Source organism: Agriterribacter humi (assembly GCF_009192765.1).
Classification (GTDB): domain Bacteria; phylum Bacteroidota; class Bacteroidia; order Chitinophagales; family Chitinophagaceae; genus Agriterribacter; species Agriterribacter humi.
Window position 1 is genome coordinate 257,789 of sequence record NZ_VOHQ01000004.1, and the last position, 25,833, is coordinate 283,621.

Consider the following 25,833-nt stretch of genomic DNA (forward strand, 5'->3'; position numbering starts at 1 on the left):
CTGATAGTCGAAATACTAAGGCTGATTGTGGATTTGGTGGAACTGTTCGATTCCTAGTGCGCGCAAATAAGACAAAATACTTGGACGGGGTCTGAGTTATATCGCATCCGCGGTGAAATAAGATTTAAGAATTGAGTTTGAGTAAGTTATTTAGAAAGGATTTTTTTAGTAAGGATTTAGTTTGCCAGGCTCGCCTGGCTTTTTTATGTCCATACTTTTAAACTTCGCAAATTTTTTCCAGCTTTTATAACCTACAATCATTGCATACTACACAATCATCATAGACTCCTCGGTTCCATTAACTGCACTTACACTTTCTCCAATGTAATATCGGTCGAAAGAAGGGCAATATATGATGTATACATAGTGCATAAACAAAAAAGTAGTTTGAAAAGACGTATGGGCCGTAACTCCAGATATTGCTTCCAACGGATTTGACAGTAGTATTCAACCAACAGAAAGCGGCAGATATTGTGACCCTGGTAGAAAGGGTAAATCAGAATGCGGTAGCGGTGTTTTAAAGACGACACCTTTTGGAGGAGTATTTTGAATCTCAGATTAAACTTTTTTTCTGAAAAGGTGAGACCTTTTCAAAAGGTGTCATCGCTGTCGGGCTATTCTTCATCAAACAAACATTCAATCTTTGATTGCTTGTAATCTAGCTTTTCAAGGGTGCTGTTAAGCATTAATTTGATCGCTTTTTTACCGGCAGTTGTTTTGAAATACATTTCCCGTTTTCGGGCATCGGGTTCAAATAGATAATATTCACAAAACACCAATTGCAACGGCCTTCTCCAGGCTGTACTCTTCGTAAGTCCGGCATTATGATTCTCTATCCTTTTTTGAATATTACTTGTAAATCCAATGTAGAGCAAATGATCTTTTTCACTAAAAAGAATATAAACACAATAAGGGAGTGGCATTGTCATAGCTGGCTGTTTGGATAGAAAGTTAAAGAAAAGTCCCGAAGCAGATGTCGTTCGTTCCTCCCCATCGCTTCGGGACACAGTGAAGCGAAAAGCCCATCGGCAAAAACAAAAGCCCCAACGGTTTCGTTGGGGCTTTTCTGCTTCACTGTGGTGTGGGCCGGGATCGAACCGGCGACACAAGGATTTTCAGTCCTTTGCTCTACCGACTGAGCTACCGCACCATTTAATTTTCTATCTACCGTCCCGATTTCGCTATTGCTTATCGGATCTTGAAATCTACGACTCCTGCCTCGCCTTGATTTCTACGAACTGAGCTACCGCACCGTAATACCCCTTTCTTTCAAAAGGGGCAGCAAAAATAGGGGTTTCCTGAATAATTCCGAAATCTAAACCACGAAATTCCAATCTTTTGTAAATTTCGCTATCCCTTCATACCTTACTTCCCTACATCCCATATTCATTCAAAAACTTAATACGCATGATCTTTAACTGCTCCCAGGTAAAGTTCCCTTCACTTAATTCCTGCTGGGCTACTTGTAAAGACGAGGTTTCGCAACTTTTAAAATAATCCAGGATATCATCCTGATCATACTCATCCACCATTTCTCCTATGGCATAATCAAGGTTTAGTTTGGTTCCGCTGGCGGCAATGGTTTCCATTTCTTCCAGCAAAGCATCTAAACGCAGGTCTTTGTTTTTGGCAATGGCCTCCAAAGGAATTTTTTTATCGGTTTGCTGTATAATATACACTTTCAGACCGCTCTTGTTCACCACGCTCTTCATCACAAAATCATCCGGACGCTCAATATTATTTTCTTCCACGTAGCGGGCAATCAGCTCTACAAATGGCTTCCCGTACCGTAATGCTTTTCCTTTACTTACACCCTGGCATTTTTCAAGCTCAGTTATAGTGGTAGGATACAAGGTTGCCATATCCTGCAGGGAGGTTTCGAGGAAAATTACAAAGGGCGGCAGGCCTTTTTTCTTTGCCTCTTTTTGCCGTATTTCTTTGAGCATCTCAAATAACTTATCATCCGTACCAGCGGCTGATGCCGCTTCAATTCCCTCATCATCGTCATCATCCGCTTCCTCAAATAAATTGTTCAGTACAATCTTAAATGAAGTGGGCTTCTTAAGGAACTTTTCGCCTTTAGCACTCAGTTTCAGTACGCCATATTCTTCAATGTCCTTTTCTAATAAGCCCTCCAGCAGCATTTGCCGCATCAGCGAATTCCAGTAATGAGGGAGCTGATCATTCCCTATGGCAAATTCATTTATGGCTCCATGCCGGTACATATTGATTTGTGGTGTAAGCCGCCCAATGAGAATATTCACCACATAATCCGTAGCGAAACGTTCATCTAATTTTTTTACTACTTTTAATACCTTCACCGCATCATCTTTGGCTTCCACTCTTTCTTTCGGATGCAGGCAATTATCACAACTTCCACAATTTTTATCACCATAATCTTCACCAAAATAACTCATCAGCACTTTACGCCGGCAAACCCCCGTTTCGGCAAAAGCTACGGTTTCATTAATTAACTGGGCGCCTACTTCTCTTTCACTCAGCGGCTTGTCGCGCATGAGGTGTTCTAATTTCGCCACATCTTTATGCGAATAGTATAATATACATTTCCCTTCCAGCCCGTCGCGGCCGGCACGGCCGGTTTCCTGGTAATAATTTTCAACCGATTTTGGAATATTATAATGGATCACAAAACGGATATCGGGTTTATCAATACCCATACCAAAAGCAATGGTGGCCACAATTACCTGCACATCCTCATTCATAAAAAGATCCTGCCTGCCCGCCCTCAGCTTGCTGTCGAAGCCTGCATGATAAGCTACGGCCTTAATGCCGTTCGCTACCAGTATGTCTGCCAGCTCCTCCGTTGTTTTACGGTTGAGGGTGTAAATGATACCGCTTTTGCCTTTCATGTTTACAATGAACCGCACAATATTTTTGATGGTTTGATCCTTGCCGATCTTGGGTTGTATTTCGTAATACAGGTTGGGACGGTTAAACGAAGAAATATATATTTTAGGATCCTTAAGACCGAGATTCTTAACGATATCACTTTGCACTTTGGGTGTTGCCGTTGCGGTAAGTGCAATAACGGGAATATTGGGATTGATCTCCGTCATCATCTCCCGCAACCTGCGGTATTCCGGCCTGAAGTCATGCCCCCATTCAGAAATACAATGGGCTTCATCAACAGCAAAAAACGATACTTCCAGGTCGCGGAAAAAATCAAGGTTCTCCTGTTTGGTAAGCGTTTCCGGCGCTACATACAACAACTTGGTATCGCCGCTCAGCAGGTCGTCATGTACTTCCTTTATTTCCTTTTTATTTAAGGTGGAATTTAAAAAATGCGCTACATTGTCTTTACTGCTGTAACCCCGTACCAGGTCAACCTGGTTTTTCATTAAAGCTATAAGTGGTGAAACAATAATAGCACAGCCCGGGCTGATGATGGCAGGAAGCTGGTAGCATAAACTTTTTCCGCCACCCGTTGGTTTTATAACAAAAGTATCATTTCCTGCAAGCAGGCTCTCAATAACGGCTTCCTGGTTACCTTTAAATGCATTAAAACCGAAATATTCCCGGAGACTGGCCTTAAGGTCTATACTTTTTTTTGCTGCTTTGGGTTTGCTGTTTCCTTTATTGTTCCTGGTTGGGGGTTCTGCTTTTGCAGATGGTTTTTTTGTTGCTGTTGGCATGTCTGTCTGTTTTCCTTCGCACTCTAAAAATTCCTTATTGTGTGTTTTAAAAAAGTGAACGAAGTTACTATATTAACCGCTATCACGAAAGTTAATATGTACTAAATATTAAGGTTAAAGAATGTATATTAAATTCCATAAGTTATGAAATATGCAGTATATAAAAAAGTATCCGGGATGTTTTTTTGCAAAATGATATTCCACTCAGCTCCTATAATAATGCCTTGTTTTGTTAACCAGTATTTTTAAATTAGGTTTGCGGAAATTACAAATGAGATCAACTGATATTCAGGCAATTGCCAGACAAACAATTTTGCTGGAATCGGAAGCCGTTCAACAATTGTCCGGGTTTATCAATATGCAATTTGAAGAAATTGTAAAAAAAATAGCTGCGTGTACGGGAAAGATAGTGATTAGCGGTATCGGCAAAAGCGCTGTTATAGCTCAAAAAATAGTAGCTACTTTTAATTCAACAGGAACCCAGGCTTCTTTTTTGCATGCAGCAGACGCTATCCATGGCGACCTGGGGCTGGTACGGGAAGATGATATTATATTGATTATAAGCAAAAGCGGTGAAAGTTCCGAGATCAAATTGCTGTTACCCCTCATAAAAAACTTTGGTAATCCTGTTATTGCAATGACGGGAAACCTGGATTCCTATTTGGCCGCAAACGCCGATTTTATTTTAAATACAACGGTTCAACAGGAAGCCTGTCCTAATAACCTGGCGCCTACCACAAGCACAACGGCGCAATTGGTAATGGGTGATGCCCTTGCCGTTTGCTTAATGGAATACAATGGGTTTACAAGCGATGATTTTGCCAAATTTCATCCCGGCGGCATGCTGGGCAAGCGCCTGTATTTAAAAGTAAGTGATTTGCTTATGAAAAACGCCCGCCCGCAGGTAAGAGAAAACAGCAAATTGAAGGAGATAATTGTAGCCATCACTCAAAACCGCATGGGTGCCACTGCAGTAATGAAAGATGGAGCAATTGCAGGAATTGTTACAGACGGAGATTTACGGCGCATGCTTCAAAAAGAAGAAAACTTATCGGGCGTTACTGCGGAAGATATCATGAGCAGGCACCCTAAATGTATTGAAGAAGACCAGTTGGCGGTTTCTGCTCTGGATATGATGAGAAAAAACAATGTAAGCCAGTTGCTGGTAACCCGCAATGGACTTTATGCAGGAGTGTTACATTTGCATGACCTGATCAGGGAGGGAATCATTTAACAGCCTATAAGCATTGGGTGGCAGACCTTATAACCATTGAGAAAAGATTTTTTACGACTTTAATATTTCAGGAGCAGTCATGAATAAAAACCATTACGTAGCCATTATGGCCGGTGGAATCGGCAGCCGTTTTTGGCCGATGAGCAGAACGGCCTTACCCAAACAGTTCCTGGATATTTTGAATACAGGTAAAACGCTGATACAGGAAACCTTTGACCGCTTTTCAGATTTTATTCCCAAGGAAAATATATTCATCATTACTTCTGACGAATATATTCCCATTGTAAAAAAGCAATTGCCCGATGTGCTTCATGAAAATATAATAGGAGAGCCCTCCCGAAAAAACACGGCTCCATGCATTGCTTATATTTCCTATAAACTTAAAGGCATTAATCCTAACGGATGTTTGATCTGTGCGCCTTCTGATCATTTGGTAATGGAACATATCGCCTTTAAAAAGGTATGTTACGAGGCATTGAATTTTGTTCGTCAAAACAATGCACTGCTTACCCTGGGCATTAAACCAAGCAACCCCAACACAGGTTACGGGTATATACAAATTGAGCAGTATGAAGTAAGTGATAACGTTTATAAAGTAAAAACGTTTACAGAAAAGCCCAGTCTTGAAATAGCAAAAACATTTTTAGCAAGTGGCGAATTTTTATGGAACGCCGGCATTTTTGTATGGAAAGTAAAAAATATAATACAGGCATTTGAAAAATACCTCCCGGAGATTCATGAACTTTTTACGGCAGAAGAAACTGCGCTGAATACGCCTGCAGAAAAAAAAGCAATTGCAAGGATTTATCCGCAATGCACCAATATATCCATTGATTATGGCATCATGGAAAAAGCGGATAATGTATATCTCATCCCTTCCAGCTTTGGCTGGAGCGACCTGGGAACATGGAATTCGGCGTATGAAAACATGGAAAAGGATGAGAACGCCAATGCCGTTTCCGCAACCAATATCATGCTCTTTGACGCTTCTAAAAATATTGTTTCTGCCAAAAAAGACAAGCTGGTAGTACTGCAGGGACTTGAAAATTATATTGTGATTGATACAGGCGATGTGCTGCTGATCTGCGACAGGAACAAAGAACAGGAAGTAAAAGAGTATGTTTCACAAATCAAAATTGCCAAGGGCGATAAATACCTTTAAAGCCATCGGGTTGGCGATCAGGAGTACTCAAGTATCAGGAGAGTTACTACTAACGACAGGATGAATACCTGAATAGTGAGGTGTCGGTTGAAGAATTTGAAATTTGGAATTTAATATTTGAAATTTATTTGGTTCTTGCTATTTGTCTTTTGGTACCTTGCTGTTATCAGGTATCAGCTATCAGTTGTTGCTGAGCGCTGATACCTGAAAGCCCACCTGTGCATGCTGCGATGTTTTTCTGCGTTGCAAAAGCTACGAAAGTACAGTGATGAGCCCTTTGATGATCGCCCCTGTTTTTACCGCTTCAAAAACCCTTGCTTCGCTGCTGCCATGCTGTAAAACAGATTGCTCATGCGAGGATACGCACATTTCGCAACCGTTAATGGCAGAAATAACAAGGCTCACCAGCTCAAAAAATTCTTTACCCAGCACCGGGTTCATCATTACGCTCATTTTAATTCCTGCAGGCTGGTTGTTGTAAAAATCCTTTTGCATAAAATGCCTGAACCGGTAGAATACATTATTGGTATTCATAAGCGAAGTAATTGCGGTAATTTCCGCTATCTCCGCTTCTCCGGCTCCTTCTTCTTTAGCCTGGTTGGTAAAGCTTTGTTTGAGCAGGTCAAATTTTTCATTGATCGCAACGGCCAATCCTAATAATAAAGCTTCTTTTCTGTTCAAATATTGCGTGTTGTTCAATGCATTGCTTACATTGATCTTCAGATCTTTAATATAACGTGATGCTGCATTTGCCAGTGTTTCCATATTTGCAGATGGTTCATAGCCCTGCAATTGCAGATCATTTACCAGGTTATTTAAAGTTTCATTTTGTATGGCTACTATTTCAGACATGATATTTTATTTTTATTAGCTTATAACAGGAATCGAATTGCCTGTTTTAAGCATTGACTACTCACTATTGACGATTCACTACTCCCTATCCTAATTCAAATTCAATTGTGTGGTTAGCGTTTCTTCTCCTTTCTTCCAGTTGCAGGGGCACAGCTCATCTGTTTGTAATGCATCCAGCACACGAAGCACTTCCTGCACATTACGCCCAACGTTCAGATCGTTTACGCTCACCCAACGGATAATACCCTGCGGATCTATAATAAATGTGGCGCGATACGCTACCTTTTCGTCTTCAGTTAAAATTCCCAGCGCTTCAGCAAGCGATTTGGAAGTATCGGCAAGCATGGGAAATTTCAATTCACGAAGATCTGTATGATCCTTTCTCCAGGCTAAATGTACAAATTCAGAATCGGTAGACGCGCCAATCAGCACCGTATCCCTGTCAGCAAATTCACTATGCTTTTTATTGAATTCCGCTATTTCGGTAGGACATACAAAAGTAAAATCCTTAGGCCACCAGAACAGTACGGTCCATTGCTCTTTGGCAGCAGCATAATCATTGGTAATGTCAATAAATTCTTTCCCTTTTTCGGTTGATACAACGGCTTTCTTTTGAAATGCAGGAAGCACACTTCCTACGGATAATACACGATTGCTCATATTGAAATTAAATTTTTTACTATGAGTGAATAAACGAGATCTGACTTTTCTATGGCAGGAAACTGTGGCCGGAATGGCTTTGTCGTTGGTGATGCAAATGTACAGCAATAAATTATAGACATCAATCATGATTATCTATCATCCTATAAATTATATCTATGAAAGAAAAAAAATAGATCTTCCCCGAGATTAATTATCCCCGATAAGGATTTACTTAAGCCAGGTCTCTAACGGCTTACTTATTAATGAAAATGTTTTACCAGGATCAGTAAGCTGCCTGCATAATGCGTTAGCCAATGCAGGTCCGCAGGAAAATCCTTTTGTGCCCAACCCGTTAAATATAGCTGCAGAGGGCATTGCAGGATGTATTCCTGCCAGAAACTGCTGCCCTGCAGTGGTGGGCCGTTCTGCTACAACATGATCAACCACCTCAAAAGGAATGGTAAGCCATTGTCGCAATGTTGCTTCTGTTTGCATACGCCAGATTGGATCGGGCAATACATTATTGAACTGCCACTGGTAATTGCTGCCGCACCAGAATAAATCTTTAGCAGCAGGCACCAAACGAATGCCATAATGATATATATTTTCCCGTGGCAAATCCGGAACAGACAACAACAGCGCTTCTCCCCTGTTTTTGGTAAAGGGCAGTTTATTAAAAAGAGGATTGTGCATAGCTTTCGCTCCTTCACAAAAAATTATTTTTTCAGCACGGATTTCTTTGAAAGTCACACCTCCGGGTGTTATCACGCATTCATCGGTATTAAGAAATTCTTCTTTAAGCAATTTTTTGCTTTTTAGAAAATCAGACCAGGCCGATAACAATTGTGCGGCATGTATTTTCCATACCGGCGCTACTTTAGCTATACCATATTTACCAGTAAAAAAACGGTTGGCCAATGTAATATCTGCACGACTTGGCGGGTGTATATATTCAGAAGAAGACGATTGTGCTTCTTTCAACAATTGCCCTTTTCTTTCATCATGAAAAACCAGCATGGATTTTTCCTCTACTAATGAAATTCCGAGAATCCTTTCCAGATCCCTATAGGTTTGCAGTGCCGTTGGAATATAATTTTCCTGTCCCTGTACCGTTGTCCACCGATTCACATTTACAGGATTAATAATGGCTCCGGCAACGAGGCTTGCCTTTGAAATATTATGCGCCTCGTCTATTAGCAGGAAAGATTTACCCTGCTTCCAAAATTCATAACTCAACAATGTACCCGCTATCCCCTGGCCTATAATGAGGTATTGAGGTTGCATATAAAATGATCAACTGATGATGCGGAGCTTCGCGTAATTCAACATGATTTTTTTCTCTCCATTGTGGTCGAACTTTACCAGTGCAATTGGGTTTTGCGCACTGCCTTCAACTTTTATCACTTCCCCAAAGCCAAATTTCTGGTGTTCCACTTTTTGCCCTGCCTGCAAACCTGAAGTATCACTTGCAGTAAAATCGGGTGAAGGCTGATGCTCTTTGAGCTTGTTTTGAGGTATGGGACCAATATAAGCAGGAGCAGCTTCCTGTTTCTTACCGGGAGGAGCTCCATATTGCTTTTCGGCCTGCCAGGCAGTTGAGCGGGATGTTGTACCAAAGGCATCTCCCTTCATCCGTTCAAAAGCCGGACTCCTTAATCCATTCCTGGCGCCACCTCCTGCAAAACTCCTGTCTAAATATTCTTCAGGTATTTCATTAATAAAACGGCTGGGTTCATTTTGTATAAGACTTCCAAAACGGTAACGCGAATTGGCATGAGTAATCCATAGCTTTTGTTTGGCCCTGGTAACTACCACGTAAAACAGTCTTCTTTCTTCTTCCAGCTCTTCCCGGGTATTAATGCTCATCGCATTAGGGAAAAGACTTTCTTCCAGGCCTGCTGCAAACACACAACCAAACTCTAATCCTTTTGCCGCATGTATGGTCATCAGTTTTACCGTATCGGCATCGGCATTTTTATTATCGGCATCGGTCAATAAAGTAATTTGCTGCAGGTATGCGCCCAGGCTTTTGTCTTCTGTTTCCAATACTTCGCCGGTATTATCTGCATCATGCAGACCTTCTGTATTTTCTCCAATTACTAATGCTGCAGTGACATTATTGACCAGCACCGGTTGATTGGCTGCATTTTCATCTTCAACAGGAGGAAGCGAAGCGCTTTCTACCCATTCCTTAACAGAGTTCAACAATTCCTGTATGTTCTCATATCTTGCTACACCTTCGGTGCTTTTGTCATTAAACAATTCCTTTACGAAATTGGTTTGCTTGCCTACATGCACGGCCACCTCGTATGCATTTTTATGCTGCAGCATGCTCGAAAAACTTCTGATCATCAGCACAAAATTTTCAATCGCTTCCAGCGTGCCGCCTTTATAGCCGAATTCCCGTGCACGTTCCAATACCTGCCAGAATGAAATATTATTTTCATTAGCAGCTAAGATGGCTCTGTCAACAGAAGTTTTACCGATCCCCCTTGCCGGGTAATTGATGATCCTTTTTAAGGCCTCTTCATCATTTGGATTTACCAGCACACGTAAATAACATATATAGTCCTTAATTTCTTTGCGCTGGTAAAAGCTAATGCCCCCGTAAATAGTGTAAGCAATGCCCATGCGCCGTAGGGCTTCCTCAAAAGCACGGCTTTGTGCATTGGTCCGGTACAGAATGGCAAAATCCTTATTGTTAAAATGATTGCGCAGCTTTTGTTCCTGGATAGTATCCGCAACAAACTTTCCTTCATCATTATCAGACATGGTACGGACCAGCCTTATTTTTTCGCCAATTACATTTTCGGTAAATAAGGTTTTTTCTATCTGCCCTTTGTTATTGCTTATAATTTCATTGGCTACATTCAGGATGTTTTGCGTGCTCCGGTAATTTTGTTCCAGCTTCACCACTTTTACATCATCATAATCCTTTTGAAACTGCAAAATATTTTCGATGGTAGCGCCCCGAAAACTGTATATGCTTTGTGCATCATCGCCCACAACACAAACATTTTCGTGCATGGCGCCAAGCAGCTTTATGATCTCGTATTGCGCCGGATTGGTATCCTGGTATTCATCAATTAAAATGTATTTGAATTTACGCTGGTATTTGCTTAATGCTTCAGGGAAATTTTTGAGCAGCTCATACATTTTTATCAGCAGGTCGTCAAAATCCATAGCGCCGTTCCTGAAACAGCGTTTGGTGTAGGCATCAAAAATTTTTGCAATGGCCGGGCGGTTGCTGCGCAAATCTTCCTGTTGAATAGCATAATCATTAGCGTATTCTTCTGCATTGACCAACGCATTTTTTGCGCTTGAAATGCGGTTGTATACCGTAGCTGGTTTATAATGCTTGTCGTCTAAATTCATTTCATTTACAACGGCCTTTATTACGCTTTTGGCGTCATCCGTATCATAAATGGTAAAATGGTTGGGGTAGCCCAAACGATGCGCCTCTCCGCGAAGAATACGTGCAAATACACTGTGGAAAGTTCCAATATATAAATTGCGGGCTTCATTATTACCCAAAATATGCTCTATTCTTTCCTTCATTTCTTTTGCCGCCTTGTTGGTAAAGGTGAGCGCCAGTATATTAAAAGCATCCACACCATTGGCCATCAAATGTGCGATACGGGTAGTAAGCACTTTGGTTTTTCCACTGCCCGCACCGGCAATGATCATTAACGGACCGTCAACATGCAATACGGCTTCTATCTGCCTTTCATTCAATCCTTTTAAATACTCCTGCATGGGTGCAAGGTAAGAAAAGGATTAAAGCCGGAAAAGTTTGTGCAAAAAGCAGTAATGAAAACAGGGCAGCAACTGCCCTGAAAAAAAATGTGCGCAGCCAAAGCCACGCACATTATCAGTGCATTCATAGATTGGATATAATAAATTAAGGTAATTTAAAAGATTATGCTGCCTGTTTTTTGGCAAACAGATTTTCCAGTTTCCTGGCAACGATCATTTCTACAGCAGGCTGGATATCCGGATCCCGTGCATCTTTCAATATTGCAAAGCGGTCCAGATCTTCATCCCATCCGAAAATACAAACGGGACTATTGTTCACGCTCACACGAAAACGTAGCTTTTCCATTCCATTCAGGAAAGATGTTGTCTTTACCGTATATGGTTTACCTTCTGCTATAATTTCAAATATTTCTGTTATTGTTTTCATTTCCGTTTTTTTTGATGATTTGATTAACCTCATATTTGCAAGAAACAGGCCATAATCTGTTCTGTTGCGTGAAAAAGCATCGTAAGTGATTGTTTATTAACGCTTAGTCATAAATTTATTTTTCTTTTAAATGCCTGGGATAATTATATTTTTAGCAAAATAAAACTGTGGAAACCTGGGAAAAAAAATCATCATTTTGAAAATCCGTTAACAATATTTTATAAAATTCCGGTTAATAAAATGGTTAATTTTTTCTGTTGTAAATTTGCATTCTGCCTTCAACCTCTGCCATGAGGATGTACTTATACAAGCAGTAATTTCAACAATTGCTTCGTCTGTAACTTTAAATATTAATGCAAATGCATAAATCTCATGCAGGTAGTAATCCTGACGTAGTATTAATAGGCGCGGGCATTATGAGCGCAACATTGGGTGTGATGCTGAAAGAGCTGCAACCCGATTTGACCATACATGTAATAGAGCGGTTAGATACTGTAGCTGCGGAAAGTTCTGATGCCTGGAACAATGCCGGCACAGGGCACTCGGCTTTTTGTGAATTGAATTATACTCCTCAAAAAGACGATGGAACCATTGATTGCAGTAAAGCAATAAAAATTGCGGCCCAGTTTGTTCAAAGCAGGGAATTCTGGACTTATCTGATAGAGCGTGGGCATATTCGCAACCCCGCAGATTTTATCCGTTCCATTCCTCATATGAGTTTTGTGCAGGGCGAGGAAAATGTGGCTTACCTGAAAAAACGCGTCCGGGCGCTCACCCAATATGGGCTGTTTAAGGGCATGCAGTATTCGGAGGCTCGGGATCAGTTAGCCGAGTGGATACCATTGGTAATGGAAGGGCGCGACCCGCTGGTAAAAGTTGCTGCTACCCGCATGGATATAGGCACCGATGTTAATTTTGGAGCCCTTACCCGCAAATTGTTCAGGTATCTATTTGACTTTCCAAGCGTAAAACTACACCTGGCGCATGAAGTAAACGACCTGAGCCAGGATGCTTCGGGGTTGTGGAAAATAAAAGTAAAAAACCTTACCACCGATAAAAAAAGAACCATTACTACGCCATTTGTATTTATAGGCGCCGGCGGGGGCTCCTTACCATTGTTAGAAAAATCTGATATCCCCGAAAGTAAAGGCTATGGCGGGTTTCCGGTAAGCGGGCAGTGGCTCATCTGCAATAATCCCGCGGTAATTGAACGGCATCATGCAAAAGTATATGGTAAGGCCGCGGTAGGTTCGCCGCCAATGAGCGTACCACATTTAGATACGCGGGTGATTGAGGGAAAAAAATCATTGCTGTTTGGTCCGTATGCAGGCTTCTCCACCAAATTTCTTAAAAATGGTTCCTTATGGGATCTTCCTTCTTCTATTAAACTAAGTAATATCAAACCAATGGTAATGGCAGGCATTCATAATCTGCCGCTAACCAAATATCTTATTGAGCAGGTAAGTCAATCCGGTGAAGACAGGATAGAAGCACTGCAGGAATATTTTCCAAATGCTATAGCTGAGGACTGGGATTTAGAGATCGCAGGGCAAAGAGTACAGGTGATTAAAAAAGATGAAGAGGAAGGTGGTGTACTGGAGTTTGGAACGGAAGTGGTAAATGCAGCAGACGGCAGCATATCTGCATTATTAGGTGCTTCCCCTGGCGCCTCCACGGCAGTAGCCATAATGATTGATCTTTTACACCGGTGCTTTGCTGATAAAATGAAAACAGCAGAGTGGCAAAATAAAATACAAAAAATGATTCCTTCTTACAGGCAATCTTTAGCTGAAAATGAAACATTCAGCAAAGAGTCGAGGAAGAGAACCGCAGCAGCGCTTGATCTGGTGAATGAAAAAGAAGCAGTAGCCAATGAACTATAGGTTCTGTATAAATGTTATTGCAGCAGGTATGCACATTAACAGGAGCTGGAAATGTGGCTCAAAAACAGGATGATTGTCAGCCGTTATTTTAGCCGGCAATCATCCTGAAACTCCCTTTATATTTTAATTCTTATTCCGCCAGTTATATTAAATCCCTGCGTACTATACCCATATACTTCAGTATACTTTGCGTTAGCAATATTCTTTACATCCACAAAAAGCTTTATACGGTTCTGAACAAACCCGTAGGAGGCGTACGCATTCCACAGCGCATAGGCGCCCAGTATTGCCGGTTGTTGTGAAAAAGTAGCCGCGTCATAATACAGATCACTTCTTTTACCGTAACTGCTGAGTTGTGTGCTCACAAAAAATTGTGGTGTAACCTGGTAAGCTGCATTAATGCCAAAACTGTGTTTTGGCCTGCGGATAAGATTAGCGTAGGTGCTGTCTTTAGCATTGTTTTTTGTAGTTACTTTCCCGTCTACATAAGCATAAAAAAGTTTCAATGTCAATTGCTTATTTATATAAACTGTAGGTTCAAATTCAAAGCCATGATCTTTTTGCTTATTCAGGTTAATCAATTGGAAAGAAGGACCGTATACAATTACATTTTCAATGGTACGCCTGAAATATACCGCTCTTGCATCTATTGTACCCGACAATAGCGTTGCCTGCACACCCGTTTCTGTTGTAGTGGAGGTTTCCGGTGCAAGATCTGTGTTTGAACTAAAAGGTCCGTACAGGGCCTGGAGAGATGGCGCTTTAAATGCAGTAGCATAATTAGCGAAAATTTTTACAGCGTTACTAAAAGTAAAAGAAGGGTTGATGCTGTATGTAAAATTATCGCCGTATCCGGAGTGTTTATTGTATCGCCCGCCTAACTCAAGATTAAAACCACCCGGATCGCGTACAAAAAAAGACAGGTATGGACTTGTTAGTTCCGCCGTTGGATTTTTAGGTGTTGCTGTTTCATCATTCATTTTTTGTTTATTGTAGTGAATGCCTGTCAGTAACTGAAAACGCGGATTAAATGAATAATGGGCATATAGTTCAAGACTGTTTTTATTTCCCTTATAAGGATATACGCCATATATTTCTGAAAAGGTTCGGCTTACTTCATCATAATTATAAAAAGCAGTTAGCCCGCCATTTGCAAAACTATATTGTGCCTGGGCGCCGGTAGTAATCATTTGCGCCTCGTATTTGCTGTCGGCATCAGTATATGCGCCGCCATCGTAATCCCCTTTAAAATGCGCATACCTGAAATAAGGTTTGAAGTGCAGACCTTTTACGACCCGGGCATCAAAATTGGCATGAAATGCATTTCGGGTAAATCCATCCTTATCAAATATCCCGGCAGCAGTTGTGTCGGAGGCCTCAGAAAAACCATCTGTTTTGTAATGCGTAAAGCCAATGTTATACGATGATCCCTCGGCGGCCCCATATATGCCGGCATCGGCCTTAAAAGTTTTGTACGAACCTGCGGCCAGACCTCCGTATGCCTGCACCGGCTTATCTGTTGCTTTTTTAGTTATAATATTTATAACCCCTGCAATGGCATCCGAACCATATAAAGTAGATTGCGCTCCTTTAAGTATTTCAATACGCTCAACCTGCTCCAAAGGAAACATCCGTATATCAAAAGCCCCGCCCGTACCAGAAGGATCACTTACGGGAATTCCATTAACAAGAATAACGATATAATCTGTTGAAGCACCTCTCAGGTAAATGCTTTTATCCTTTCCGGGATTGCTGTACGCGCTGTTAACCAATAGTCCCGCCTGCTCGCTGAGCAATTGTGCAAGGTCTTTACCATTACTGCTTTCTATATCCTTTTTACTGATAACACTGACTACCTTGCCGGTTTCACTTACCTTTTTAGGAAACCGTGTAGCGGTAATAACTACCTCGTTTAAGGAGGTGGCTTTGGTGCTGTCATCCTGTGCCCATGCTGCATGGCTGCATATTAAAAGCATAGCCATAAAACTTACCTGTGTTCTGTTCATCTGCTGTTCCCTGCGGGATTTTAATAATTGAGCGAATGAGCCATGGTGAAAGGAAAAGAAACTGCTTAATGCATTAAGTCATTTTCATCTCCGGCTTTTCACCCGAAAGCCCTTTGATTAAGAAATGGATCTGGCAGGTCTTCTGGCTTGGTTACTGTTGAACACCTTCCCGTTCTTTCGGAACAGTGGTATGAAGATTCAACAGGTGAGTCGTGAATAGTGAGTGAGAAATACACACTGACTATCGCCAACTCACAAACCTTACAGCTACGGGGATAGCGCCGGATTTACACCGGACTTCCCTTTTAATGGCGCCGCGGCGCCAACCAAATACAGCGCAAAGGTGATGACAGAAAATGGAAATACCAAAAAAGAAAATACCCCTCACCCTCTTTCCCTCTCCACGTTGTGCAGAGGGATGGCGCTTAATGGCAACACCAAGCGTAGGTTCTTCCATTTCAACTGTCGAATAAAAGTGAGCAATGCTGTAGCTGGCGGTGATTGAATAAAAGTGAAAAAATGGGCTTTGCGTCTTTGCATTCGTTGCGCATTCTGCGTGAAACCATCTAAAGCGACATCCTTGTAACCTGAACCCTGCAACTTGTAACCTGAATCAATCTCAAATTTTAAATCTCAAATTTTAAATCTCTTTCCACCGCTTCTTTTGCTTTTTCAAAGCGTTCGTTATAATCACCGCTAATGTCGGCCCAGGGCGTGTTCTGGTTAATCATAATATCCTTATAAATATGATACAGCCTTTCTCTTGTTTCTAGGTCGGGGTATTCTCTCAACTCGTCTTTCACCCAGGGAAGATCAGTATTGCACAACAGGTAAAGATCATAATGCCGGTTAATGATCTGTTCAATGATCCATTGATGGCATTTATCGAAAACAAATTCACACCACACTTTCATTACGTACATATTGGTATCTATAAAAAGAAGCGGGGAACCAACTGTAACGGTTGGTGCAGCATGTTCCAATACCGATGCAGCTGCTTTATCCTCCAGCTCAATCTGACCTTTTGCAATCGTTAACAGGTTGTCGTACGTGTAATTTGTTCCATGCTTTAAGAGATATTCCCTTGCATATTCCCTGCACCATATGGTTTGATAGTGGTTGGCCAACTGTTCGCACAAGGTACTTTTGCCTGTTGACTCGGGACCAATGATCACAATTTTTTTTAGTTGCTGCATAGCGAAAGTTTAAATTGCACTTACCCGGCTTCTTGTATCCATAGCGGAAATTAAACACAGAATGCGAAAGGACAAAGTTCACAGAAATTTATTATCCCAATGCATTCATTAAAGAAGGAAGTAACGCGATGTAAAAGCGAAATAATATCTTTATTGCTCAAAATAATCATTCATGAAAATTGCTGTTTTGGGCGCCGGTATGGTTGGACGCGCTATTGCTGAAGATCTCGCCGCATCTTTTGACGTCACTTCTTTCGATAAAAGCACTGAATCGCTTGCTATACTTGCACAAAGAGCGCCTTCAGTAAAAACACAGCAATACAACCTTACGGAGCCCGGCGGATACAACGCGCTACTTAAATCTTTTGATGTGGTGGTAACCGCTGTTCCCGGCTTTATGGGTTTCGCCATATTGAAGCAGGTTATTGAAGCAGGGAAAAACGTGGTTGATATTTCTTTTTCTCCCGAAGAGACCCTTCAGTTGGATGCACTCGCAAAAGAAAAAAATGTTACCGCTATAGTAGATTGCGGTGTCGCGCCTGGTATGAGCAACCTGGTATTAGGAAGGTACAATGAGGAAATGAAGGTGCATAATTTTGAATGTTATGTAGGAGGATTGCCTAAGATCAGGAAAAAACCATTTGAATACAAAGCGCCATTTTCGCCGGTTGATGTAATTGAAGAATATACACGTCCGGCAAGGCTGATGGAAAATGGTTGCATTGTTACCAAACCTGCATTAACGGAAATTGAACTGATGGAATTTGAAGGCGTAGGCACCCTGGAGGCTTTTAATACAGATGGATTGCGATCCATTTTATATACCATGCCCCATATTCCGAACATGAAAGAAAAAACCCTCCGCTACCCGGGGCACTGCGAACTTATTATTGCATTGCAACGAAGTGGGTTTTTTAATATCAACAGTATCTCATACAAAGGCCTTGATATATCACCAATTGAATTTGCCTCGGCTATTTTATTTAATGAATGGAAACTACAACCTGGCGAAGAAGAGCTTACCGTTATGAAGATATTGGTAGAGGGCGAGAAGGAAGGCGTAAAGCAAACGATTGAATACACCCTGATGGATCGGTATGATGTAAAAAGCCAAACTACCTCCATGGCGCGTTCCACCGGCTATACCTGCACCGCGGCAGTGCATCTTATTGCTCAAAAACTTTTTAAAGAAACCGGTGTATTCCCGCCTGAAAAAGTAGGCAGGAACCAGTCCTGCTTCGACTTTATGATTCAGTACCTGAAAGAACGGGATGTAATTTGGAAAAAAAAGGAACTTGTGTAAAACAAAAAAGAGACATGCGCTAACATATCTCTTATATTTCTTATCAAACCAATTACCTTATTCGGCTTCCGCCACCACTTCTTTCACTTCAGGTACCATTCTTTTCATCATACCTTCGATGCCCGCTTTAAGCGTGATCATGGAAGAAGGACAGCCTGAGCAGGAGCCCTGTAGCATGAGGTTCACTACACCATCATCATAACTCCTGAACTGTATAGCGCCTCCGTCCATTTCAACGGCAGGTTTTACATAATTATCCAGGATCTCTTTAATTCTTTTCACAACATCATCGTCATCGGCTGCAACATTATTAGATGCTTCTGGTTTTAATATTGCTACCTCTTCTTCATTTATGATAGCTTTGCCTTCTTCGAGATATTCTTTTAAAAAACTGCGTATGGAAGGAATCACATCCTGCCATTCTGTTTCTAATGTTTTAGTAAGCGTTACAAAATTGCTGGCAATAAATACAGATTTTATAAAAGGAAAACCAAAAAGCTCCTGCGCCAGGGCAGAAGGCTTTGCCGTTTCAATATCCGGGAAATCAATGCTTTTACCGGGATACAGCAACTTATTGGCAACAAACTTCATTGTTTCGGGGTTCGGTGTCATTTCCGTATAAATGCTTATAACGGGGTTACCTGTCCTGATCATACACTCAAATTTAGGATGCAAAGATAAAAAGAATTACGCTTCTTCAGGCTATTTTCTATTGGCTGCTCCCGATTAGGCAATCATTTAACGATTCCGTACATTCGGTAAAATTATGCTGCACGGGCTTCAATTATTCATTTATTGAACTGATAAACTGAACATTATGATATCTCCTAAAATTGCAACATCACTGAACCAGCAGGTACAACTTGAAGCCGAATCCTCGCAGATCTATCTGGCTATGGCCAGTTGGGCCGAGGTTGAAGGATATAATGGCATTGCGGACTTTTTGTTCAAGCATTCCGATGAAGAACGGATCCACATGCTAAAACTCATAAAATTTATCAATGAAAGAGGAGGGCATGGCATTATTCCGGCACTTCCTCAACCCGCCCAAAAATACAAAGGTATCCGGCCCTTATTTGAACAGGTGCTCAATCATGAAATTCATGTAAGCGAAGAGATCAATAAGCTGGTAGACATCTGTTTAAAGGAAAAAGACTACACCACCCATAATTTCCTGCAGTGGTATGTAAGTGAACAGATAGAAGAAGAAGCTTTAGCCAGAAGAGTAATTGACAAGTTGAAGCTGATTGGAGATGATAAAGGCGGCTTGTATTTATTTGACCGCGATATTGTTACCATTGAAGTTTCCTTAAAATCAGAAAAAGGAGGCAGGGGCTAAAATTTATTATATCATTTTTTTAACGTCGGGCTTCCGCTATACCGTTCATTAAACAAAACCTGATGGTAAAAAACAAATACCTCCGTTATTTGCCGCTGGCCTCGCTGTTTGGTACGCAGCGTACTAGAGAATTATTTCAATATAATCCTACCATACTTCCTGTTCGGGAAGAAGCGGATGAAGTAAAAATATACGTATATGATTACAATGCACAACATTTTGAAGAACAGAGGCCGGCTCATGTAGCAGATTGCTTTTCGTTCCGCGATAATGAACATATTACGTGGATCAATATTGACGGGCTGCGCAAGCAGGATGTAGAAACGATTTGCAACCAGTTTGGTATACATGCCCTGCTGATGGAAGATATTCTGAGCGTAGGACAGCGCCCTAAGATGGATGATGTGGAAGGCATTTTATTTTGCCTGCTCAATATGCTGTATTTTAATGAAACCACACGAACAGTAGAAACCGAGCAGATCAGCATTGCGATGGGAAAGGATTTTGTTATTTCATTCCAGGAAGACGGATCAAGGGATGTGTTTGACCCGATGCGGAACAAATTAAAAATGGTGAACAGCAAGATAAGACAGCGCGGGGCGGATTACCTGTGCTATTCGATGCTCGACATGATTGTGGATAATTACTTTGTAGTAATGGAAAGGCTGGGTGAACAAATTGAACTGCTGGAAGAAGAAGTGATCCGCCGGAGCAATACCCGCTCTTTGGCACACATTAACCACTTACGCAAAGAATTAATTGTACTCAAACGCAATATCGCCCCCGTTCGTGAGCTTATCAATGGTTTTATACGCAGCGAAAGCGACTTACTCGAGGACCGCACCACCAAATATTTTAAAGACGTATACGACCATATTGTACAGGCTTATGATTTTACCGAGAACTACCGCGATATGATGATGAGCATGCAGGATATTTACATCAACAATGTAAATCTTCGCATGAATGAAGTGATGAAAGTAATGGCGATTGTTACCTGCCTGATGGCTCCTGCCACGGTTATAGGTGGCATTTTTGGAATGAATTTCGAAGCCATTCCTTTGCTCCACAATAAGTGGGGTTTTTACATTTCCGTGACAGCCATGCTGTTTATTCCCCTGATTATGCTGTATCTTTTCAGAAAAAGAGGCTGGTATTAAGAGAACCTCAGAATGTAAAATGCAGCTTCCTGTTTTAAAATAACCGGTATACCACTGATCAGGCGATGCCTAACCTTCGTTGTTTGTTTGGTTACTCACTGCAGTGTATCTAAATTTTTCGTCAAATCTACTTTTTTAATTGCCTAAAAGCATAATGCACCACCTATAATTGCGGCAATCCCCTTTAAAAATGCTATGCATCCGTTACCTGTTATACCCAGGTATCCTGTAACTTTAACAACGAAAACTTACACTTTTTTTAAACCTATGCATATGAAACAACAATTTAATTCACTGCTAAACTGCTGTTTATTTGCAGGGATGCTATTTATTTTTATTCCCCCCGGTTGCTCTCCTGCGAAGCAGGCCACGGGTACTGGCTCCAATGAAGAAATTGCACAGGCGATATCTACAGATAACTGGTTATTTATTGCCGACAGGGCCCTTCCTCAACGTGGACGTTCAAGAAATTTAACCGGCCAATATGAAGTACATTGCAGCAAGGATACGATCGTATCCTACTTACCCTATTTTGGCAGGGCATATTCAGCTCCTGTTCTGGAAACGACCAGCCCGCTGGATTTTAAAACCACAGACTTTAGCATTAGTAAAGAACAAAATGACAAAGGGCGGTGGAGCATTACGATCAGACCAAAAGATTACAGGGAAGTGCAGTCATTCGATTTTATTTTATTCAACAATGGCTCAGCACAGTTAAATGTACAGCTTACCAACAGATCTTCCATCAGCTTCAATGGTTTTGTAAGGCCCGGAAAGTAAAAGCGGTATATGATATAACAAGGAATCAATAAACACGGAACTCTCAGGCTATTACCCTTCCCATAAATGGATCGCTGAAACCTTCCTTACCCGTTTCTACCCTTCCGGCATAGCACTTTTCAAAATCATCATAACCAGCGACTTTTATACTAAAGTCGCGAAGACGCAAAGATTCACAAAACAACTTGGCGCGATTTAGTGCCTTAGTGGCTTGGTAGCATTCCTTTATTACTTGCCACAAAATCTCAAAGACACAAAGATTCACAAAACGACTTAGCGCGACTTATGTGGCATTCCTTTATTACCACAAAGTCACGAAGGTTTCTTTTTACGTAGCCGTAGTTCAATTATACAATTATACTCTATACCTTTTTATACCTTCTTTAATCATTGGAACAGTAAAATTTATAAGATATCCAAGTCTGAGTCCGGTCATTTTTAAGTGGCTTATTATTTGTGCCTGCCAAACAGGATTCATAGTTTCTACCGCTTTTAATTCTGCTATGACTAAATCATTCACCAGCAAATCTAATCTCAATCCTTCATTAAAAACAATTCCATCATAAACAATAGGGATATCTACCTGGCGCTGAACATGAAAGCCGTTTTTAGTGAGTTCATGAACCATGCATATTTCATAAACCTTCTCAAGTAAACCGGGGCCCAGCGTTGTATGGATTTTAAAAGCAGCATTTACTATGGCTTTTCCGATTGTTTCTTCTTCTTTGGTCAGGGGAAAATATTCCATAAGTTTTATCTTTTTATCAATACGGTTTTTATTGATGGGTTTCCTTTATTACTTGCCACAAAGTCGCGAAGACGCAAAGATTCACAAAACAACTTGGTGCGATTTAGTGCCTTAGTGTCTTGGTGGCATTATGCGTCTCCATCACTTTATCTTCTTTCACGTCCTATGATCAGGCTCAGCTTACATTGTATGGTAAAATAAGAATCGTTCCTGCTGTTGTTGCCCCGTATAGCGTTGGGCGTTGTTACAATTAAAGGATCAAGTTCCTTTTGCCTGTTGTGTAATTGCAGGGCATAAGATGCCTTGTTGGGAGAAAGATATTTTTGAAATAAAGAAGGATCAATATACCGTGTACTTACATCATCTAAATAATCCGTTCGGGTAATGCGATGCAATATTTCGAGTCGAAGATTCAGTAAAGCTGAGCATTCTAATTTTATACCAGCTCCTAGAGGAAAATTTAATTGTGTGAGTTTGTATTCCTTTCTTTCAGGATATTCCACAAAGCCCTGTCCTTCGGTATGCAGTTCATTTAGGGAAATCCATTCTCCGTTAAGACAGGCTTGCGGATCAAAATGAAATAACCCTATACCGCCAACCAAATAGGGAGAAAATATATTCGCTTTATTATTTACCGGGAAAAACATCAGCGGGTGCAATTCGGCAAGCAACATCAACTCAGCAATGTTACTTTTGAAATGCAGGTTGCGCCGGTAACGGTTCCGGGCTTCGGAAGGATCATTTTTTAGAATACTGTCACAGGCAAGAATATTGCCCATATTAAATGATAACCTGGCAGATAGTGCATAACGGTAAGTTACACCCATAAATATACCTCCGCTGAACTTTGTATTTTGCCAGTTCAAATCTTTCAGGAATCTTTTGCCATTGCCCGGCCTTCCCCCTATATCCGTGAGGCAATTGATGGCGCCAATTGAAAACCCGGCTTCAAAAAGAAAATCGCTTTCGTAATAACGGTTATTGTAAAAATAATCCTGTGCAAAGGAGGGATTGCTCAATAAGCAGCACAGGAACAACAGGTAAACTGTGTGCACTTTCATGGTTAGCATTTTAGGTGTTAGCTGTAAATAATGAAACGGCGGGAACGGATAGCTTAAGATAATAAAATATTTTATTAACCCGCAAAGGGTTTTCAAAAAACATTCCGGACTAATACCATAATATCAAAGTAAAATGTACGGGAAGCTGTATTTTTAATAGAATTAATTAAGCGTCTCTATGAGAAGGTTTCTATTTATTCTGCTTTGCGTTCATTTTATTATCAACTTTCAAAGGCTGCATGCACAGACTGTAACAATTCGCTATACCGAAAGCAGCGCCGATTTCCCCAACCCCGAAAGAGGTTTCTATATCCCTTCACAAACACATGCGGGCAATTTTGTTCCTTTGAACAAACAGCAGTTGATCCAATACAGAACAGCGCAGCAAAAGCACGGCAGTGCCAGTTACGCTATCTATTCAACCCTGCTATTCAGGTATTATATATTAGACCAGTTCGTTCACAAGCCATTGAGTACTGATTTTCTTCAGAAACTGGATAATGATTTCACCGTGGTGAGAGATGCAGGACTAAAAATGATCATCCGTTTTTCCTATATCAATAAAGTACAGGCAAATGGCTGTGCCGATAAAGAAGGCATTTGCCCTCCCTATGGAGATGCGCCCAAAACCATTGTGCTGCAACACATTTTGCAGTTGAAACCATTACTGCAAAAAAATGCGGATATTATCGCCGTTCTGCAACAGGGCTTTATTGGTATATGGGGTGAAAACTATTATACAGATTATTTTGGCGATGCTTCCGAAAATGGCGCCGGAAGGATAATGGACAGTAGCTGGCGCGACAGGAACGACATACTGAAAGCGCTGTTAGATGCTTTACCAAAGAACAGGATGGTGCAGGTTCGCACCCCGCAAATGAAACAGAAATTTGTATACGGACCAGTTGCATCTACCGATTCAAAACCAATGAGCCGCGAAAAAGCATACAACAATACCGATGAAGCACGAATAGGATTTCATAACGATTGCTTTTTAGCAAGTTCCGATGATTACGGTACATACTATGATTATGGCAGTTCCTCCACTCCAAAAAAACCTGCCAATGAAACAATGCGAAAATATTTTGCAGCCGATAGCCGGTACGGGCCGGTTGGCGGCGAAACCTGCGATGATGCTTTTAGTCCGCAAAATGACTGCGCTCCTGCGGGGCGCGCAGAAGAAGAAATGGCGGCTATGCATTACAGTTACCTCAATACAGGTTACAACAATACAGTAAACAATGATTGGGATTCGGCGGGCTGCATGAGCAGCATTAAAAAAAGACTGGGCTATCGTTTTGTTTTAAAGGATGCCCATTTTCCGGCTGCCGGTAAAGCAGGTGAACCATTTGCTTTTTCGGTTAACCTCAGCAATAAAGGTTTTGCTTCTCCTTTCAATCCCCGTACTGTTGAACTGGTATTACGTAATACGGAAAGCGGAAAAATTTTTATCCTTCCCTGCAAAACCGATATACGATTCTGGTTTTCGGGCGATATACAATGGAAGGAAACAGAAGCACTACCTGACACCATTGCCGCCGGCAGCTATGCATTGCTGTTGAACTTTCCCGATCAATATCCTTCTCTTTCAGAAAGACCCGAATACAGCATACAACTCGCCAATGAAAATGTATGGGAAGCCGGAACAGGCTATAATAAGTTAAACCATATTGTCATGATCGGAAATGAAAATGATTGAAATGCTGTATATTAAAAAAACATTTACTTTACAAAAAGGATATTGATAAGCATGAATAAATCAATCACCATACTGGTGAATTGCACCGATGAGAAAGGTTTGATCTATAAGATCACCCGTGTATTATATGAAAACGGGTTGAATATTGTAAAAAATAAGGAGTTTGTAGATGAAGATACCAATCGCTTCTTCATGCGCACCGAAGTGGAAGGGATAGCAGATGCAAAGGCATTGCTGGAAGCATTAACAAAAGTGCTTCCGCCCAATAGCCGGATAGAAGTAGTGCCCGACCGCAAAAAGAAACTGGTTATATTGGTTACCAAAGAAAATCATTGTTTGGGCGACCTGCTGATGCGCAATCATTTTAACGAATGGAATGCAGAGATAAAGGGAGTAATAAGCAACTATGCCCTGTTAAAGGATTTTACCGAAAGGTTCAACCTGCCCTATCATCATATTGCTGCAGAAGGATTTTCCCGGGAGGAACATGAACAATTGCTGATCAGCACCATCAACAGCTATGCACCGGATTATATTGTATTGGCCAGGTATATGCGCATACTCACTCCTTCGTTTGTAAAACAGTACGATGGAAAAATAATCAACATCCATCACTCTTTTTTGCCTGCTTTTATCGGCGCACATCCCTACCGCCAGGCCTACAACCGTGGTGTAAAGATCATTGGCGCCACTGCGCATTTCGTAAATAATAATTTAGATGAAGGACCCATTATATGCCAGAACGTTATTCCTGTTGATCATTCGCAGAACGCAGCCGAAATGTCCCGCGCCGGCAAGGGTATAGAAAAAATGGTACTGGTTCAGGCACTAAAGCTGGTGCTGGAAGACAGGGTAATGCTGAGCGGAAATAAAACGGTGATCTTTTAATGAAGAACGGTTTAAAAGACCCGGAGAATCTGCCCGGAAAGCCT

Annotated in this window: 22 protein-coding genes, 1 tRNA gene and 1 riboswitch; of the genes, 9 read left to right on the forward strand and 14 right to left on the reverse strand. The window is 41.3% G+C overall.

Features of this window, described 5'->3' with window-relative positions:
* Positions 1 to 614: 614 nt before the first annotated feature.
* The 3 genes from FRX45_RS09775 to recQ form a co-directional block, all read right to left on the reverse strand.
* The gene (locus FRX45_RS09775) at positions 615 to 929 is read right to left on the reverse strand and encodes a GIY-YIG nuclease family protein (protein ID WP_226805190.1); all 315 of its coding nucleotides are present in this window, start codon (positions 927 to 929) and stop codon (positions 615 to 617) included.
* 148 nt (positions 930 to 1,077) lie between these two features.
* A tRNA-Phe gene (locus tag FRX45_RS09780) sits at positions 1,078 to 1,150 on the reverse strand.
* Positions 1,151 to 1,373: 223 nt separating this feature from the next.
* Complete coding sequence (gene recQ / locus FRX45_RS09785; protein WP_152268227.1) at positions 1,374 to 3,653, reverse strand: DNA helicase RecQ; 2,280 nt, start codon at positions 3,651 to 3,653, stop codon at positions 1,374 to 1,376.
* A 271-nt stretch (positions 3,654 to 3,924) separates the two neighbouring features.
* On the opposite strand from recQ, the gene FRX45_RS09790 reads away from it, so the two are divergent.
* Entirely contained in the window at positions 3,925 to 4,887 is a 963-nt protein-coding gene (locus FRX45_RS09790; RefSeq protein WP_152268228.1) for a KpsF/GutQ family sugar-phosphate isomerase, read from the forward strand.
* A 79-nt stretch (positions 4,888 to 4,966) separates the two neighbouring features.
* Positions 4,967 to 6,049 carry a mannose-1-phosphate guanylyltransferase gene (locus FRX45_RS09795; RefSeq protein ID WP_152268229.1) on the forward strand — a complete coding sequence of 361 codons (1,083 nt, stop codon included), beginning with the start codon at positions 4,967 to 4,969 and terminating at the stop codon, positions 6,047 to 6,049.
* Between the two features lie 252 nt (positions 6,050 to 6,301).
* Here the strand turns inward: FRX45_RS09795 and FRX45_RS09800 are convergent, their stop codons facing one another.
* The 5 genes from FRX45_RS09800 to FRX45_RS09820 all read right to left on the reverse strand — a co-directional run bounded on the left by FRX45_RS09800 (position 6,302) and on the right by FRX45_RS09820 (position 11,726).
* Positions 6,302 to 6,901: a carboxymuconolactone decarboxylase family protein gene (locus FRX45_RS09800; protein ID WP_152268230.1), complete on the reverse strand. Its 600-nt coding sequence runs from the start codon at positions 6,899 to 6,901 to the stop codon at positions 6,302 to 6,304.
* A 90-nt stretch (positions 6,902 to 6,991) separates the two neighbouring features.
* The gene (locus tag FRX45_RS09805) at positions 6,992 to 7,561 is read right to left on the reverse strand and encodes a peroxiredoxin (protein WP_152268231.1); all 570 of its coding nucleotides are present in this window, start codon (positions 7,559 to 7,561) and stop codon (positions 6,992 to 6,994) included.
* A 210-nt stretch (positions 7,562 to 7,771) separates the two neighbouring features.
* Positions 7,772 to 8,827, reverse strand: coding sequence for an NAD(P)/FAD-dependent oxidoreductase (locus FRX45_RS09810; protein ID WP_152268232.1), 1,056 nt, complete (start codon positions 8,825 to 8,827; stop codon positions 7,772 to 7,774).
* A 9-nt stretch (positions 8,828 to 8,836) separates the two neighbouring features.
* Positions 8,837 to 11,299 (reverse strand): ATP-dependent helicase, encoded by a 2,463-nt coding sequence (locus FRX45_RS09815; RefSeq protein ID WP_152268233.1) that lies wholly within the window; start codon positions 11,297 to 11,299, stop codon positions 8,837 to 8,839.
* Positions 11,300 to 11,462: 163 nt separating this feature from the next.
* Positions 11,463 to 11,726 (reverse strand): hypothetical protein, encoded by a 264-nt coding sequence (locus tag FRX45_RS09820; RefSeq protein ID WP_152268234.1) that lies wholly within the window; start codon positions 11,724 to 11,726, stop codon positions 11,463 to 11,465.
* Positions 11,727 to 12,085: 359 nt separating this feature from the next.
* Between FRX45_RS09820 and FRX45_RS09825 the strand changes: the two genes are divergently transcribed.
* A complete protein-coding gene (locus tag FRX45_RS09825) occupies positions 12,086 to 13,609 on the forward strand; it encodes a malate:quinone oxidoreductase (protein WP_152268235.1) in 1,524 nt (507 codons plus the stop codon).
* A 116-nt stretch (positions 13,610 to 13,725) separates the two neighbouring features.
* On the opposite strand, the gene FRX45_RS09830 is transcribed toward FRX45_RS09825, so the two are convergent.
* Complete coding sequence (locus FRX45_RS09830) at positions 13,726 to 15,615, reverse strand: TonB-dependent receptor plug domain-containing protein (RefSeq protein ID WP_226805192.1); 1,890 nt, start codon at positions 15,613 to 15,615, stop codon at positions 13,726 to 13,728.
* 115 nt (positions 15,616 to 15,730) lie between these two features.
* A riboswitch (cobalamin riboswitch) is annotated at positions 15,731 to 15,961 on the reverse strand.
* A 280-nt stretch (positions 15,962 to 16,241) separates the two neighbouring features.
* Positions 16,242 to 16,811 carry an AAA family ATPase gene (locus FRX45_RS09835; protein WP_152268236.1) on the reverse strand — a complete coding sequence of 190 codons (570 nt, stop codon included), beginning with the start codon at positions 16,809 to 16,811 and terminating at the stop codon, positions 16,242 to 16,244.
* A gap of 172 nt (positions 16,812 to 16,983) precedes the next feature.
* Here FRX45_RS09835 and FRX45_RS09840 point away from each other — a divergent pair, with 172 nt between their 5' ends.
* On the forward strand, positions 16,984 to 18,114 hold the full coding sequence (locus tag FRX45_RS09840; protein WP_152268237.1) for a saccharopine dehydrogenase family protein: 1,131 nt from the start codon (positions 16,984 to 16,986) through the stop codon (positions 18,112 to 18,114).
* Positions 18,115 to 18,171: 57 nt separating this feature from the next.
* On the opposite strand, the gene FRX45_RS09845 is transcribed toward FRX45_RS09840, so the two are convergent.
* Positions 18,172 to 18,768 carry a NifU family protein gene (locus FRX45_RS09845; RefSeq protein WP_152268238.1) on the reverse strand — a complete coding sequence of 199 codons (597 nt, stop codon included), beginning with the start codon at positions 18,766 to 18,768 and terminating at the stop codon, positions 18,172 to 18,174.
* 163 nt (positions 18,769 to 18,931) lie between these two features.
* On the opposite strand from FRX45_RS09845, the gene FRX45_RS09850 reads away from it, so the two are divergent.
* The 3 genes from FRX45_RS09850 to FRX45_RS09860 all read left to right on the forward strand — a co-directional run bounded on the left by FRX45_RS09850 (position 18,932) and on the right by FRX45_RS09860 (position 21,393).
* Positions 18,932 to 19,453, forward strand: a complete 522-nt coding sequence (locus FRX45_RS09850; protein ID WP_152268239.1) for a ferritin — start codon at positions 18,932 to 18,934, stop codon at positions 19,451 to 19,453.
* A gap of 62 nt (positions 19,454 to 19,515) precedes the next feature.
* Positions 19,516 to 20,613, forward strand: coding sequence for a magnesium/cobalt transporter CorA (gene corA, locus FRX45_RS09855; RefSeq protein ID WP_152268240.1), 1,098 nt, complete (start codon positions 19,516 to 19,518; stop codon positions 20,611 to 20,613).
* A 273-nt stretch (positions 20,614 to 20,886) separates the two neighbouring features.
* Positions 20,887 to 21,393: a DUF4251 domain-containing protein gene (locus FRX45_RS09860; RefSeq protein WP_193311648.1), complete on the forward strand. Its 507-nt coding sequence runs from the start codon at positions 20,887 to 20,889 to the stop codon at positions 21,391 to 21,393.
* 43 nt (positions 21,394 to 21,436) lie between these two features.
* Here the strand turns inward: FRX45_RS09860 and FRX45_RS23265 are convergent, their stop codons facing one another.
* The 3 genes from FRX45_RS23265 to FRX45_RS09870 all read right to left on the reverse strand — a co-directional run bounded on the left by FRX45_RS23265 (position 21,437) and on the right by FRX45_RS09870 (position 23,202).
* Positions 21,437 to 21,577 carry a hypothetical protein gene (locus tag FRX45_RS23265; protein WP_193311649.1) on the reverse strand — a complete coding sequence of 47 codons (141 nt, stop codon included), beginning with the start codon at positions 21,575 to 21,577 and terminating at the stop codon, positions 21,437 to 21,439.
* A 171-nt stretch (positions 21,578 to 21,748) separates the two neighbouring features.
* Entirely contained in the window at positions 21,749 to 22,141 is a 393-nt protein-coding gene (locus FRX45_RS09865) for a GxxExxY protein (protein ID WP_152268242.1), read from the reverse strand.
* A 146-nt stretch (positions 22,142 to 22,287) separates the two neighbouring features.
* On the reverse strand, positions 22,288 to 23,202 hold the full coding sequence (locus FRX45_RS09870; RefSeq protein WP_152268243.1) for a DUF6089 family protein: 915 nt from the start codon (positions 23,200 to 23,202) through the stop codon (positions 22,288 to 22,290).
* A 178-nt stretch (positions 23,203 to 23,380) separates the two neighbouring features.
* Here FRX45_RS09870 and FRX45_RS09875 point away from each other — a divergent pair, with 178 nt between their 5' ends.
* Positions 23,381 to 24,901 carry a DUF4832 domain-containing protein gene (locus tag FRX45_RS09875; protein WP_152268244.1) on the forward strand — a complete coding sequence of 507 codons (1,521 nt, stop codon included), beginning with the start codon at positions 23,381 to 23,383 and terminating at the stop codon, positions 24,899 to 24,901.
* Positions 24,902 to 24,952: 51 nt separating this feature from the next.
* Positions 24,953 to 25,789, forward strand: coding sequence for a formyltetrahydrofolate deformylase (gene purU / locus FRX45_RS09880; protein WP_152268245.1), 837 nt, complete (start codon positions 24,953 to 24,955; stop codon positions 25,787 to 25,789).
* Positions 25,790 to 25,833: the final 44 nt, after the last annotated feature.